The sequence below is a fragment of the Vibrio splendidus genome, assembly GCF_001557875.1.
In the GTDB taxonomy this organism is placed as follows: domain Bacteria; phylum Pseudomonadota; class Gammaproteobacteria; order Enterobacterales; family Vibrionaceae; genus Vibrio; species Vibrio splendidus_F.
This window is the reverse complement of record NZ_LNRF01000001.1, coordinates 917,842-932,525: the sequence shown is the minus strand read 5'-3', so window position 1 is coordinate 932,525 and position 14,684 is coordinate 917,842. Positions and strand designations below refer to the sequence as shown.

The following is a 14,684-nucleotide window of genomic DNA, read 5'->3' as shown; positions in this document are numbered from 1 at the left end:
CTTAAACCCTCGCAAATGAATAAGAAGAGCTCACAAGACGGAAGACCTCACCGTTCGCGATACCAATCAGGTTTGTTGGGATCTCGTAGCACAATGAAACCTGATACATGGGTAATCTGCGCCCTCTGGAAGTGACGGGAAGCATTTCAATCGCTTTTTCTTTGGTGATATCGCTCATATCAGGAAAATCACAACCCTGTATGTTTCCTTTGGTTAGTGTCTTTTGAACCCTTCGGTAGTTCACTTTACTTCCAGAAACGGCAGTCTCTTCGAGCCTTATCTCATCAATGCGCATTCCGAATTTGGTTTTGTCAAAGTTCGGAATCATCCGCTTCATCGAAGCCGACGCAATTGCAAAGGCGTTGTGTTCTGTTTTCCTGCAATCACCTGCGCAAATGTCCATGTTGGCGTTAAATAACTGCTTCCGCTCTGCGAAAATCGTGGTCATTGAATATGTGGCTCTGTCCAATTGGCCTTTCTTGTTAATCGCTAGCATGTGGTTCACTACAACTAAGAAAATGCCAGAAGCAAAGACAAGCACCATCGCCAGTTCAACCGCAAACGATCCTTTTTGTTTAACTTGCACAACCTGCCCCCTGACCAATTTTGAAAGAGCATCTTTCATACTCTTGGATCGTAATAACTTCGCGCTTTATCGGCATATCAGGGAACCAAATAGACACAATGGGATCGTAAGTGTATTCCAAAGCGTAAACTGCAAGTGCCATGTCTTCTGGTTCATCTTTCTTATCTGGGCACTTGTCTGCAGAGGCATAAGTGTCAGTGCATTTCAGAAAACCTTCGTAGTCTCGGAAATAGTTCACATGAATGATGACGCTGCCCTCTTTAACGACGTTACTCCATAATGCTCCACCGGCTTTGTTCAACTCATCTTTGATCATTTGCCCGTAGTTAATGGATTGACTACTACTCGAGTCACCCGCTTTTTTGGTTCGCATCACTGCCGTCGTTAATGCGTGGTCAGTCATACTCATTGAAAACGTCAAAATGCAGATCTCAACCCAGCCAAAGACAATCGCGAGGAAAATCGGAATACCCATAGCGACTTCAACCGTCAATGCACCCTTTTGCTTTCGTTTAAACGATCTCATAAACGGACATACCTTTTCTTGGTGTAATCAACAACAAATGCTCCTTTGATATCAATGCTATTGAGAAACGCCTTGGCTTCATCCAGATCATTGAAATCACCTATGCAGTAACGCTTCCACAGCCCATGTGTATAGGAATAGACAGAGCCATAGTTTGTTTTCAAATAATTCAAAAAGTCTGAAGGAATCGCAGTGTACGTTGCCAAAACTTGTACGCGATAAATAGGCTTTGCGTTTGGTTTAAGTTTTCTAGGATCAAGTACCGAACCGTCCACACTGTGTTTAGACGCTTGAAAGTCTTTGGTAGCATCAAGCTTGCTCACACGTGATGTTGGGGCAACAAAGCCACCTGAATTAGCTTGAGAGCCAATAAACTGTTGTTCCATCTCTATTGTTGACTGTGTCACGGTCTTGTTCCCTCCGCTTTTAGATATTGACCTCATTAGCGCCTTGAGTTGCTTACGCGCTTGTTCATCACTATTTGAATGTTTCAAAACCTCGAGTGCGATATCTGGCCTTTGAGATTTAACTGAAGAAAGAATCAAGTTAGAGCTCACTCTTTGATCATTCGGATTCGAAAGATATAGGTCATATAAAATGTCCGTCGCACCTAAATAATCAGCCTGCATTATTTTCACCACGGCAATGTTATTACCGGCCTCTCTATCAGATGCACCTTGTTTACGACTCTCTTCAAAGTGTTCGATGGCTTGGACAAACTGCTTCTGCTGAGCCAGAATTTTTCCGGTTAAAAGTTGATACTCATATTCGGTACCACCTTCGTCACGGTATTTATTTAGTTCTTCTAGCGCGCGTTCAAAGTTCTTTTTCTGATAGTAAATACGAGCATTAGTTAGTATGTATTCCGGGTCATCAAGGTTGCTCTCGCTATAGGTATTGCGATATAGCTCCGCCGACTTGATATCCTTTAGGTCTAAATACAGGTTAACGAGTTTTACTTTATATATAGGGTCAGACTGTATGTTTGCTTTGTAGAACTCGATAAGTTTCTGCGAATCGCCGGCCCCTATGAGTAGTTGTTCTTTGGTCTCAAGTTGATTATTCACGGTTGTACAACCAGAGAGTAAAGCGAAGAGCACAGTGATAAATAAATACTTTTTAATCACATCAACATCCTTAAAATACCTGGGGCAGCAATGAGAACAACAATAGGAACCATGATAAAAGCGATCAGAGGGATGGACATTTTTGCCCCCATCTTCCCAATTCTTTCTTCCAGATCCATCATGTTCAATTCTCTAATATCGGTCGCTAGCATTGCCAATACAGGGCCTACAGATGAACCAAACTGCAAGCTCTGCACCATGGTCATCACAAAGCTTTGCGATTCACTGGTTGGTACAAGGTCGTAAAACTCCTCTAGCGCCTTTTCCAAGCCAACAAGACGTGAGCGTTCCACCGTAACTCGAACGACGTGGGCAAGGTTGCTATCGACCGAATGAAGTTCCTTAGCTAAGTATTCCAGGCTCGATTCGATAGTCATCCCGGTATGAACACACACATTCATCAGGTCGAGTAAAAAAGGCAATCTCGAACTAATGTGTTTGATATTGGCTTTACCCCGAGCAGACACATAAGTATCGGGCGCAATAACAAACGCTAATAACGCGCCCAATAAATACAACAAAGAAAACAGTACTTCGGTTTCTCCGCTATAAAAATCAAAGCCAATAAGAATCAAGCAGATACTAAAAGGAATGATTTTAAGTAGGTAATAAGCATCAGCGAGAAAGTCACTATAAAAACCCGCGGCCACTAACTTGCGTTTAGTTTCATCTTTATTAAAACTGATTCGAGATAATATCGATTTAAATAAGTCGGTTCGTTTCTTCTCTTCGCGTGTCGAACCAATGATCTTTCGGGTTTCAATATTTGCTCTGGTGTTGTCCCAAAATCGCAAGCAGTACGTGGCAAGCACCATTGAAACTATAAATATCGCCCCCCAAATACCCAGGGTTTTCATGTCCATTAGTTAACACCTCGCAATATCAGCCAAATGCAAAAGAACCCGAGCAACTCACTTACTAGAACGTAATAAAAAATCGGCTGACCAGCTTCTTCGAACATAACGAAGCTGTAGTTCTCTGGGCTAGTGAACTTTAAAATGATCAGGAATATTACCGGTAAGCAGGCAATAATTTTTGCCGATGCGCGCGCTTCAGAGGTCAACGCATTCTTTTTCTTCTCTACCGCCCTCGAATCAAACATGAGTCGGTTAATTTTGTTGATCACATCTTTTAGCTGACCACCTCGTGCTAGGTTGATACGGATTGTTGAAGCGAAGAAAAAATATTCTAAATAAGGGAATGTATTGCTGCTTCGTTCCAGTACGTCATCAGGGGCCTCACCTATCAGTAGGCGCTCGGCCATAAATTTGAACTCTTTCCCTACCTCGTTATCAAGTTGCTTACCAACATATTCAAATGCATGGATAATACTTTGCCCAGAAGATATCGCCCCACTCAAAATGTTTAAGGCATCAGGAAAGTTGGTTTTAAACCGGTCCATCTGTCTCTGCTTGAGCTTGTTATAAAAAACGAAGAACAAAACGGGCTCAGCGATCATCAGGCAAACAAGGTAATCCTGTCTTAAGAAGAACTCATTGATGGCATACACCGCTGACGCAGAAACACAGACAAACAAAATAAGCTTCAGCGACATATTAGGCTGAAATACCTTGACTATCTTCTTGTAGCTTTTCCGGAATCTGGCTTTGTAGCTCTCTTCAAACTGCTGAGAATCAATAACAGATCGAACGCCCTTTACCCCTTCGAATTCAGCCTCCATCTCGATCAAGCTACTCAACTTTTTGTTTTGACGAGATCGATGAATAAGGAAGTAGATCAGCAACGCGCTCCATGACGCAATCAGAATGAATGTCATGAGAAGATCTCCCTGACCGCTTGCTCTAGCCCGAAAAACTTAGCACGTTCATAAATGACAGAGCGGGTAGATAAGCCAGGCGTTCTAAACTCACCGACCATTTTCCCATCTTTAAAATCGGAGCTCGCCTCGTAACGAAAAATATCTTCCATCACTACGCTATCCCCTTCCATGCCGATAATTTCCGAAATATACATCACCTTACGGCTGCCATCATGAAGACGCTTTACCTGAACAATCAGGTCTACTGCACTCACGATGGTTCTGCGTATTGCAGATATCGGCAGGCTCGCGGTTGCCATCATCACCATGCTTTCAGTACGAGCAATCGCATCGCGTGGCGTATTGGCGTGCAATGTCGACATCGACCCATCATGGCCGGTATTCATTGCTTGAAGCATCTCGAACGCTTCTCCGCCACGACACTCACCCACAATGATTCTGTCTGGGCGCATACGAAGAGCGTTGATCACGAGATCGCGCGCAGTAATTTCTCCCGTACCTTCAACACTGGCTTGTCGAGTTTCAAGCCTAACGATATGCGGTTTTTGAAGCTGCAATTCGGCAGCATCTTCTATGGTAACGATACGTTCGCCTTCACCGATGAAACCAGATAACGCATTGAGTAGCGTTGTTTTACCTGAACCTGTACCACCAGAGATCAATATGTTGCATTTACAGTGGCTAGCAATCGACAAAAGCTTTGCCATCTCAACAGACATAGCACCAAACTCTGCAAGGTTCTCGAGCTTAATTTTCTGCTCTTTGAACTTACGAATAGAAATGGAAGTACCATCAATCGCCAGCGGAGGTATTACGATGTTGACACGGCTGCCATCCATTAAACGTGCGTCACAAAGTGGCTTAGATTCATCAATACGACGCCCTACGTTAGAGGCGATCCGCTTAGCTATAGTGTTTAACTGCTTTTCGTTAACAAATTGAATCGGCGACTGTTCTACCTTGCCATTGATTTCAATGAAAATATCCGAAGGCCCATTGATCATAATATCCGAGATGTCATCGTTATCGACCAAGGCTTGCAGTGGTCCCAAGCCTTTCAGTTCATCAAGCAGTGCCTTAACCAAATCAACCCGTTTCAAGGAGCTAACTTGCAACTGCTTCTTATCGATCAAGATATTCACAGAGTCTTTAAGCTGCTCTTCGAGCTCTTGATTACTGATTTCGACGAGTGTCGCCGCATCCAACGCATCGAAAATTTCATCGCGAAGTTGAATGTAGATTTCTTTTAATTGATTCATTTTCTAAACAAACTAAAGCGTGATTTAGGTTTAATTTTCTTACCCGTCAATGTCGCGACCATACTCAGCACAGCGGACGAGGACTTGGATTTAAGCAACTCATTGATACCTTGCTGGACCACCATCTTCTCGAGCGACGGTTCATACATGAAGTCAATGCTGTCTTTGGCTTTGATCCGCTCTTTAGCGCTAGCAAGCGTCACCATAAAGTCCTTTGCTGGCCTATTTAAATTGAAAATGATTTGGTGTTCGGATTTACCTATCTTTTTCTTCAAAGAGTTATAGGAGCGCAATGAAGACACCGACGGTTCACAAACAATAAAGATGCGATGGTACTTATCTGACAATTCCTGATCGTGCATTTCTTCGTAACAAGACAGCGGCGCTGAATCGATAATAAAGTTATATTGATCAATCAGTTGATTAGAAAGGTTGTAAAGCGTCGACGCGTGATCAGAGAGACAAGCGACGTTCTTCTCTAACACCAAATAATCAAGCTTGTCTTTCACCGGATGTACGTAGGTCTTGGCGATGGCACTGTCGATATCAATTTGATTCAAATCGATACTGTTGTGTTTTGCTTTTAAACCTTTCACACCGATATAAATGTCGCTATTCAAAGCCCCTGAGTCATGATCGACCAAAAGCGTTTTTAAATTCGCTTGTTCAGCCAAAGAGTGAGCCAAGACTGAACTAACACACGAAACACCAATTCCACCCTTTGTTCCGAGTACTAAAATACGCTTAGCTACACGCGTTTTTTTAACGGTGCTTTCCCCCTCTTGCGTCGACTTAATTGCCGCAAGTAACGCATCAAGTTCAGAATCCCACAGCACATATGTCGCACCTAAAGCGTGCACTTGGTTACGCAGCTTTATCGAGTCAACATCACATAGAACGAGTAAAGAGATGTTCACATCCAGTCGAACCGAAATCTCAGAGACTTGCTCTATTACGTTTGGTGCACTGCGAAGGTCCAATACAACATGGTTCAACTTGATGTTTGACTGATTCCAAGCGCCGTCCAAATCAATATCGGTCACTTCAAGAGGTTTGGGAAAGCCTTCGATTGCGTAAAGATCTTGGATCGATTCAGTTAACGTGCTGTCGTCAGAAACAACCAAGTCTGTCGCTTGAACCGACGATTTCATTTTCGACGACGAGTTACGAAATAAAATATCTAAGTCCATCGCTACTTCGCCTTTTTGATTGGGTTAACCAAACTAATGTTACGGTTGTGCTCAACACTACAGCCAAATTGGTAATCTTCACGTTTCGAAAACACCATCACGCCACAGTCACTGCTTTTAATGCGAACGTATCGCCCTATGATCAGGATATTTTTCTGCTGATCGTCAGCGGCAAGTTCGACTTTGTATCTGTCTTTGGCAATCGACTCCGATTTAAACCTGTCTCGAAACTTAGCCACGAACTCACTCGCATCTGGTTTGTATTTGACGTAGAACGTTGACTTAGGCTCTCTTGCATTCAGCTCTCGAATAAAAGCCACAGAGCGTGACATTGAATCTTCGCTCCCCGTCGTATCAAACTCGAAGCGTTCTTCTAGTTGCTCAATAACACTGGTGTTCGTGCTATCAACATGTGTACAAGCTGAGGCAAGCAGTGCTAGTAGAGTAATAGCGATCCATTTCATCAGTTGAACCCTCCTTGGTTAATTGTGTTTTCTAGCTCTGGCTCATCAAGTTCAGAAAGGTCGATTCTCAGGAGTCGTTCAAGGTCGCTGGTACGCCTAAAGCTCGGCAGCTTGACCTGCTCTTGCTCAACTGGATCGACTAAATTAACCGTAGCGACGATAATGAGTTCAGTTTTAGAGCGGTTAGTAGAGGTGTGACTAAACAGTGCACCCAAGATTGGGATGTCACCCAAAATTGGAATCTTGGTTAACGATTCGCGCTCTTCTGATGTCAGTAATCCAGCGAGTACAAAGCTTTGGCCATCTTTCAAATGGACCGTGGTTTGGGCTCTTCTGGTGCGTAACGAAGGCACGGAAATAAGCCCTGTTGTGGTCTTGTTTGATTCATCAATTGAGCTCACTTCAGGTATCAAGGTTAAGCGGATGTTCTCTGTATCCGTGACCTTCGCCACCATCGCCAATTTAACACCATACTCTTTATAGGAGATGGTAATGCCGTCTTCGTCTCGCACCGCGATTGGGATTTCACCACCCGCTAGGAAGCTAGCCTGTTCGCCAGAAATAACGGATAGATTTGGCTCTGCCAGTACGCGCCCAATCTTGTCATCACCGCTCGCAGAAATAACAGCAACAATATCTTGAGCAGTAAAGTCGAGCAGCTTATTAACAAAAGTACCTGGCTCACCGCTGTCACTATAAGTCACACCCAACTCGGTTAAAAATGAACTCGAGACTTCCGCTACCGTTAGTTTTACGTTGATCTGCTCGGTAGTAAGCACTTTCAAGTTATTAATCACTTGGTCGTAGTTGTATTGTGCAGTGTACTCTAGTTCGTCTAGCGCTTCGCCGTCTGCATCTTTGAGTTCGTAAGCGGCACGACGACGTTCTTTATTAAGCATTTCACCAACAAGGCGATTAATCTTCTGTTTAATCTCTTCGCTGCCAACAATGCCATCGAGTACCACTTGATCACCGACATTGGAAACCACTACGTTTTCATCAGGGAATCGCGCGATTAGCGTCTGCTTTAGTAGCCTTAAGCTTTGATTCACCACCAATTCAGCATTGTAAATTTCGTTTCCGCCACGATCATAAACAATCACTGAGGTAGTGCCTTGGCCAACGCCATAAACGACAACCTTGTTTTCATCAATAATTTTATAGTCAGCGATCTCTTGGTTCGCTACAAATACTGTCGATATCTGTCTCTTTAAATTAATGGTCTTCGCCGCACCTTGATCTAAGTTCATTAATTCAGATGCGAGCAATGGGCAAGAGAGAATTGCAGACAATAGCAAGGCTATATGTTGTTTGTTTAAATTCATGTTAGTCCTTACCACGTAGTTCTCTGACACCAAACTGTGTTTCTAATAAGTCACTACTGCGAATAGATAAATAACGGTTTTCAATTTCTGAAGGAATGATATTTACATCCCCAATTTTTTGAGCCATTTCGAGTTTCAATACACTGCGCATATTTAGAGCGATAACTAAGCTGTATTTTTTATCTTCAGCATCTTGTGAGTCGGTATCTGCGCTACCTTTAATCACCTGTAATACTCGCGCTCCACTAATAATGACTCGACTGACCAAATCACCGATGTCTCCATATCCACTCTCTACGAGGTTTGATTTTGAAGATGTAGTAGAAACAAAGCTCACTTTATCGCCAGGAGTGAGAGTCGATGTTTGTACAACCCCAATGCCTGTTACTTCATAAAAATAAGGTAATTCACCATCATTAAGCGACAGATACATATAATCTCGGTCGCCCGGGTTTGAAATCATCTCTTGTGTTAAATAAGTACCTTCCCTGATGTCTTCTTTAAAAAGAGCCCCAGGTTGAACAACGATGTCTTTTTCTAAGGTATAGTAATAGCCGTCTAAGTCCGATATATGGACAAACTTCTTCTCGTAAAAATTGGGAGTCAAGGGCTGAGAGCGTTTGATCTCTTTTTGAGCGACTAAAATGCTCACTTTGGGTTCTTCTTTTTTCTGGACTTGTTGTGGCTCTTCGTCCAATGAAATATAGTTGCTGTTGATATATATCAATGTTGAAAAAATAGAGAAAGCGATAAGAAGGAGAATGATAATTCTGTTCATATTAAGCCTAAAATAGGGGCCAAAGCCCCTTAATATATTATTCTTAGTGGCCGTTTATTTGCCTGTAGTCGCAGTAGTCAAGTTGGTTGTAACCTTGGTCAAGGCACCAGTAATTGCATTTTTAAGCGCATCAGTTTGAAATGCAGCAAGTACTAAAGCTGACATTACAACAGCAATAATTGCATATTCCACCGCAGTAACACCGCGAATATCATCTTCGAACTTCATTTTTAGTTCAGCTAGTTTTGCTAAAGTTTGGTAGTACATAGTAATCCTCTAAAAGTATATCGACCATTGGTCTTATTGAAATTGCGAAATGAAAGTTACCGGATTGGAAAATATACATCCAATTAATAGTTATTATGATCGCATAACAGAATCTTATTTAAGAAATAGATAAACTATTTTTATGACTTCATAATAATTTTTAATTACAATTTTATTGATATAAGACACAATCATAGATACCCTTTTATTTATGAATATAGAAATAATCAATTACTCATTTTTAATCGCTCTAAATCTCTCAATATTTTCTTGTGTATGCATTTTTGATTGGAAACACAGAAAAATACCAAACAACTTAAATAAAATTGCATTGGTAGTTAACCTAGTTGTAGCCTTATTAAACGGTTATTTGGCTTCATCTCTGCCGATCTCTATTGTGTGTTTCGTTGTTGGAGTTTTACTTTGGTACCTCAAGGTAATCGGTGCTGGCGATGTTAAGTTACTGACAGCATTGGTCGTTGGGATTCAACCTGATCTAGTTATTGCAACCTTGATTTCTATAGGTTTTATGGGAGGGGGGTTAGTTTTAATAATGTATATAATCGGTAAGATAAAGCGTTTCAATAGCTACAAAAAAGGTATCCCTTATGGGATACCCATTGCTTTAAGTTGTTTCATTTTCAGCACAATTTCAACACTATCAAATTAGTCACATAATATTATGCTTTATTCCTGATTCGGAAATATCACTAATCTGAAAGATTTGCTGTATTTTATCTTTTATCCCTAAAGTTTCTAGTTCTTGTGAAATTTCATCACTGCACCAGACATACATATTAACTTTCTGACGTAACGGGATTGTCTTACACTTTTCATCACATACCGACCACTCAGGAAAGATTAAAACCGTCCCATTGGTCTCGAGTTCATTTTTAAGTAACTGGCATGAACTTGTTTTAACCCAACTCGTTACGTGAGACGAATCAATATTATAATTGTTTAGTAATTCTTGAACATATGACTTAGACAAAGAGCTACAGAAAACAACTCTCTGTGGATAGCACTCATAAGGGTCAAGTGAATTTGAATGTGCGATCACATAGTTTACCGTTTTTAATTGATAAGATTTTCCGTTTCCTTGTGGAATTCTATCCATAGTAAATATTAAGTCATAACGCGACTGGTCCAACGAAGAAGACTTAGTAAAACTGTTTATGGACAAGTCGATGTTGTTCAGCATCCGAAATTCATTAATGACTCGATTGACCATATCGAAACAAAACGACTCAGCGATCGCTATGTTAAATTGATCTCGTAGTTCAACTTTTTCTAGGTCTTCAAATAACCTTTCATACATGGACATGGTTTGGTCAGCATAATCCAGTAATACTTTTCCATGTTTAGTCAGTAAAAATCCTTCTTTTCGGTCAAAAATACTTGCCCCTATTGTACTCTCGATCTTTTTAATGTGCTGGGATACAGCAGGCTGTGTCATAAATAAAGACTCAGCAGCCGCTGTAAAACTTTTGTGCTTAGCAACGTGTGAAAATGTTCTTAAATATTTTACGTCGATAGACCTGTTGACGTTTTTCATGGTGCAAACTACCCCGATGTTGCGTTCTTTTATTAATTATTCTTATTAAAAATCAGCGTAAAAGTAACAATAGTGCCATTGAGATACAAAAAAACATTATTTATAAAGTCATAAATAATGTTTATATGCATCTCAATAAATACAGATATCTTTTTGCAACAACAACTGATTCACAAGTCCTGATGTGCTTTTACAAACAACATATTTTATTTGTCATTTGTCCACCTGGCCCCTTACAGAACACCTCCTCCAGACAAATGACAGTCAACACAATTATAACCAAAACGTATGCAGCCACCACCTTAAAGCGCTACAAAAGCTTTGAAATTTATGCAAAAAGTCGACATTTATAAGACTTCAGGTCAAAAGTCACTCAAGAGAATGATTGTTAAAATTTGTGATCTAGATTGCCATCAAATGAAACTAAACACCTATTAATATTACTTGATTCCAAAAAATGCGACAAAATATGCTGTTTTTACTCTGAAGTGAGGTTAAGTCAGGTGTAAAAAAAGGGCTGATAACTATAGCCCTTTCGTATATGCATAATTATTTTATGGTTTTATTTCAACGTTTCGTTCGTAATCTAGAGAGTAAACAAAGTATAAAAAGAATAGACAATGATGAGCTGCCTCCTGACGATTCTCCTTGATTCAATGTCACCTCTGATTCATTGGAAACATTAGGCAAAACTTCTATATCAAAAGAACCAACCCACTCATCACCATCGGACAATAAAACCTTATATTTAATATTGTCATATAAAGCCAGCCTGCGCTCTGCAGGCGCATTATAAACAATCTGAGCATCGATTATATTAGCTACCCCATTACGCGGGGCTTCAAGAATATTTAACGCTTTCACCTCACCATTAATATTTGGAAACAATTGGACTTCATCACCATATTTGACTTGTAGAGATTTCGTTTGCAACAACAATGCCTTCTTTCTTCGAACATCAATAGTGACCGACTGTTCGGCATATCCACCTACGGGGTCCGCCACCTTAACACTCAATCGATACTTTTCACCTTCCAACGCTCCGTTTGGTACATGTATAGTCAATGTTTTCGATTGTGTACCACTCAATGCTAATCTAGCGCCTTCTGTCTGAGTCCAAGTGACCTGATGTTCAGCTGAATCAACATCCGTAATCGTCGTTACTTCGAATACCACTTTCTCACCAGCTACAGCACCAACCTGAATCTTATTGAGCTTAAATTGGGGAACATCATTAACCGGCCTAATTTCAACGTCAACAGTCGCGTAATCACTTTGGTATCCACTACCATCAACAAGACGATAAGTAAAACTATCTCGTCCAAACTGGTTGTTCGAGGGGAAATATGTACTACCTCTGATAACACCTTTAGCTGGCTTACGACCTATCTCAATTGAATACGGGTGAGATCTAGGCAAATTGAGGTCATTGGCCAATAAGTTGAGCATAAACGGACTGTCTTCTTCCGTAACGACAGAGTCATCTACCACAATAGGCTTGGATTGGCTTGGTTGTTCAAAAAGTACCGCAAAAGGGAAGTTTTGGCCGAAGCCACGGCTCAAACCTCGAGTTTTATACTCAGATATTGCGCCTAAGAATTGCGTTTTCCTCTGTCCGTCACCCAAGTAAGCGTCTAAAAACTGTGTTGAATATTCAGGTGTCCCGTTTTCAATTTCTAACACCAGTAACTTGGATCCAAGTCCAAGCTTTACAGGCTCATCAAAAATAATCTGCCCACCACCTTGCTGCGCAACACCTCGATGCAATAGACGGCCAGCAGCTTCATTAATCACTGCATTACCAAACCTTGATTGAAACGGGTATTCAACCAGGCGATAAAACATCGGCATAGCAACACTCGTCGCCTTAGCGTAGAAGTGCAGCCCTACGATATCCTCACGCCCCTCAACAACGTCAATGGCGAACCCAAGTACGTTTGTATTTGTACTATAACGTGGATAAGTTCGGCCAAATGACGTAACCCAAGACGACTTAGTGGTCGCATTGGGAATAGCTAACGAAAATGTTGCCTTATCAGCATCACTACTAATATTTGAGATGGTTACATCGGTACTTCTTCCTGCAGTAATGTGAGTCAAAGATGGTTCAGAGTCATCAGAGAGATTCGTCACTGTCTCTCTGCCGGGGAAAATATCGCCCGAGTCGCCGGATGAAAACCCACTATCGAGTTGCCCATCGCCATCAGCCTGAAATATCTGAACCTGCATCGGCCCATCACTATTGAACTGGTTATCTATATTTACCGCCGTAATGAGCAAGCCTTCGCCACGAAGTGCTTGGTCATAATCGATTTTACGTCGGTTCTCTATATAAGCTCGAGGCCCAAACTGCTTTAAGTATGGGTCAAGGTGAATCACACTTTCCCCCTTAATAGTGTCAATTTGGATCTGGCCATTCTCTGAAAGAACGGTTGGCTTAAAAAAACCTGACGCCTCTTTACTCCATGCCAGCATGTTTACTGGAGTCTGACCTGCGTACTCGTCGCTAGGCTTTCTTGCCCAGCTTCCGCCTCCCATCAACCCCCAATGTCCAATTGAGCCGTCATGTTTATAAGAGTAAAGATCCGGCAAACCCAACATTAAATGCCCAAGTTCGTGCGCAATTACTCCCATCGTTGACTGATGGTCGTCTTGATAATCAGCAAACAAGCAATAAGCGCTGATTCGCTTTCCATCAATCTCGACGGTACTGTGAGCGTACTTATGAGGCCAAATCGTTGGGGTCTTTCGTGTACCGCTAGATTTATCATTACCCGCAAAGACGAACATAACAGAGAGTTCTTGAGGCGAGATGCTGTCGTCATTGTTCGAGTCGTATTGAGCAAGATTGAAATCCACGTCTAAGGCTTCATACGCTTTTTCAAACACATTATTGAGTTTAGTTTGGCAATTACGCTCTGATTTGGAGTGGCAGTTTGGATGTTCAATATCTAGAGTGACATTAATGACACCGTCATTCTTTGTTCCTTCACTCTCTTTCGCTGGAACAACTTTATAGTTACCGTAGCTATTTTTTAGAAAGTAATCTTGGACGCTTTGTTGATTGGTTCCAAATATCGTCGACTGAAAGTCATGGTCCACTTTTTCGTTTGAAAAGCCAACCTGTACCACTAATAATGGCTGCTCTATAATTTTATTATTTAAAGCTCGGCTTTCATGCGAACTTTGGTTCCTTATATAATTAAACCTCTTGTTGTTAGCCGCGGGTGATTGGATTAGTTCATTGAAATATGTTGGCTCTATTTTTATATGCCTAACATTAGATTCAGAAGGTACATCTGTCTCACTCGAAGCTAGAACTCCGGTGGAAACTATTCTGCCTTGCTCTTCTTCATTCTTTTCATATCTAGCAAAATACCACTGACTGTCAGAGTCTTGGATATAGAGGCTACCTGCTTGGTCTTGATACCAAAACATATGCTGAGAGCCCATTAACCGCAGTTCTTTAGAACTGCCGTCAACAAAAGTTATTGTATGCCAAATTGGTGCAGGTAAAGTGCTTGCTTGTACTGTACTAACAGCTAATAACGCTGTTATGAAGGTACAAATTAGTTTTGTCCTCATTAGGATAATCCCATTAATAATTCTTTCTCAATAAGAGATAATTGATGCGTTAAATGCAACGCGACTTTATCAATGGGGATTTATGTAAACCAATTAAGTTTCTAACTAAACCTATAAATAATAATTATACCTAATCTGATATAAATTTAATTTATGACAGTATAAATAATATAATTAAATGGGAAGGCTGAATAACCCACCCATTTTTAATCAGAATAAAAGCGCATTAAAAAGGAAGAAAA

The 14,684-nt window shown here is 41.1% G+C and carries 14 protein-coding genes; 1 reads left to right on the top strand and 13 read right to left on the bottom strand.

Annotated elements, in window-relative coordinates; genetic code table 11:
* Nucleotide 1 precedes the first annotated feature (1 nt).
* Genes tadF through ATB74_RS03895 form a run of 11 tightly spaced genes read right to left on the bottom strand, consistent with a single transcriptional unit; the run spans nt 2 to nt 9,302 of the window.
* Nucleotides 2-586 carry a tight adherence pilus pseudopilin TadF gene (tadF, locus tag ATB74_RS03945; protein ID WP_061016701.1) on the bottom strand — a complete coding sequence of 195 codons (585 nt, stop codon included), beginning with the start codon at nt 584-586 and terminating at the stop codon, nt 2-4.
* Complete coding sequence (locus ATB74_RS03940; RefSeq protein WP_061016700.1) at nt 576-1,112, bottom strand: TadE/TadG family type IV pilus assembly protein; 537 nt, start codon at nt 1,110-1,112, stop codon at nt 576-578. The genes tadF and ATB74_RS03940 overlap by 11 nt, the downstream gene beginning before the upstream one ends.
* Nucleotides 1,109-2,236: a CDC27 family protein gene (locus ATB74_RS03935; protein WP_061017722.1), complete on the bottom strand. Its 1,128-nt coding sequence runs from the start codon at nt 2,234-2,236 to the stop codon at nt 1,109-1,111. The genes ATB74_RS03940 and ATB74_RS03935 overlap by 4 nt, the downstream gene beginning before the upstream one ends.
* Complete coding sequence (locus tag ATB74_RS03930; RefSeq protein ID WP_061016697.1) at nt 2,236-3,102, bottom strand: type II secretion system F family protein; 867 nt, start codon at nt 3,100-3,102, stop codon at nt 2,236-2,238. The genes ATB74_RS03935 and ATB74_RS03930 overlap by 1 nt, the downstream gene beginning before the upstream one ends.
* On the bottom strand, nt 3,102-4,016 hold the full coding sequence (locus tag ATB74_RS03925) for a type II secretion system F family protein (protein ID WP_061016695.1): 915 nt from the start codon (nt 4,014-4,016) through the stop codon (nt 3,102-3,104). The genes ATB74_RS03930 and ATB74_RS03925 overlap by 1 nt, the downstream gene beginning before the upstream one ends.
* A complete protein-coding gene (locus tag ATB74_RS03920) occupies nt 4,013-5,278 on the bottom strand; it encodes a CpaF family protein (RefSeq protein WP_061016693.1) in 1,266 nt (421 codons plus the stop codon). The genes ATB74_RS03925 and ATB74_RS03920 overlap by 4 nt, the downstream gene beginning before the upstream one ends.
* Nucleotides 5,275-6,468, bottom strand: a complete 1,194-nt coding sequence (locus ATB74_RS03915; RefSeq protein ID WP_060980417.1) for an AAA family ATPase — start codon at nt 6,466-6,468, stop codon at nt 5,275-5,277. The genes ATB74_RS03920 and ATB74_RS03915 overlap by 4 nt, the downstream gene beginning before the upstream one ends.
* Nucleotides 6,469-6,470: 2 nt before the next feature.
* A complete protein-coding gene (locus ATB74_RS03910) occupies nt 6,471-6,932 on the bottom strand; it encodes a hypothetical protein (protein WP_061016691.1) in 462 nt (153 codons plus the stop codon).
* Nucleotides 6,932-8,257, bottom strand: a complete 1,326-nt coding sequence (locus ATB74_RS03905) for a type II and III secretion system protein family protein (RefSeq protein WP_060980419.1) — start codon at nt 8,255-8,257, stop codon at nt 6,932-6,934. Before ATB74_RS03905 ends, ATB74_RS03910 begins: the two co-directional genes overlap by 1 nt.
* A gap of 1 nt (nt 8,258) precedes the next feature.
* Nucleotides 8,259-9,035 carry a hypothetical protein gene (locus tag ATB74_RS03900; RefSeq protein WP_061016689.1) on the bottom strand — a complete coding sequence of 259 codons (777 nt, stop codon included), beginning with the start codon at nt 9,033-9,035 and terminating at the stop codon, nt 8,259-8,261.
* 54 nt (nt 9,036-9,089) lie between these two features.
* A complete protein-coding gene (locus ATB74_RS03895) occupies nt 9,090-9,302 on the bottom strand; it encodes a Flp family type IVb pilin (RefSeq protein WP_048659963.1) in 213 nt (70 codons plus the stop codon).
* Between the two features lie 211 nt (nt 9,303-9,513).
* Here ATB74_RS03895 and ATB74_RS03890 point away from each other — a divergent pair, with 211 nt between their 5' ends.
* Complete coding sequence (locus ATB74_RS03890; protein ID WP_060980421.1) at nt 9,514-9,972, top strand: A24 family peptidase; 459 nt, start codon at nt 9,514-9,516, stop codon at nt 9,970-9,972.
* Here ATB74_RS03890 and ATB74_RS03885 read toward each other — a convergent pair whose 3' ends face one another.
* Both ATB74_RS03885 and ATB74_RS03880 read right to left on the bottom strand, forming a co-directional pair.
* Nucleotides 9,973-10,857 (bottom strand): LysR family transcriptional regulator, encoded by an 885-nt coding sequence (locus tag ATB74_RS03885; RefSeq protein ID WP_060980422.1) that lies wholly within the window; start codon nt 10,855-10,857, stop codon nt 9,973-9,975.
* Between the two features lie 567 nt (nt 10,858-11,424).
* Nucleotides 11,425-14,442 (bottom strand): M6 family metalloprotease domain-containing protein, encoded by a 3,018-nt coding sequence (locus ATB74_RS03880; protein ID WP_061016687.1) that lies wholly within the window; start codon nt 14,440-14,442, stop codon nt 11,425-11,427.
* Nucleotides 14,443-14,684 lie beyond the last annotated feature (242 nt).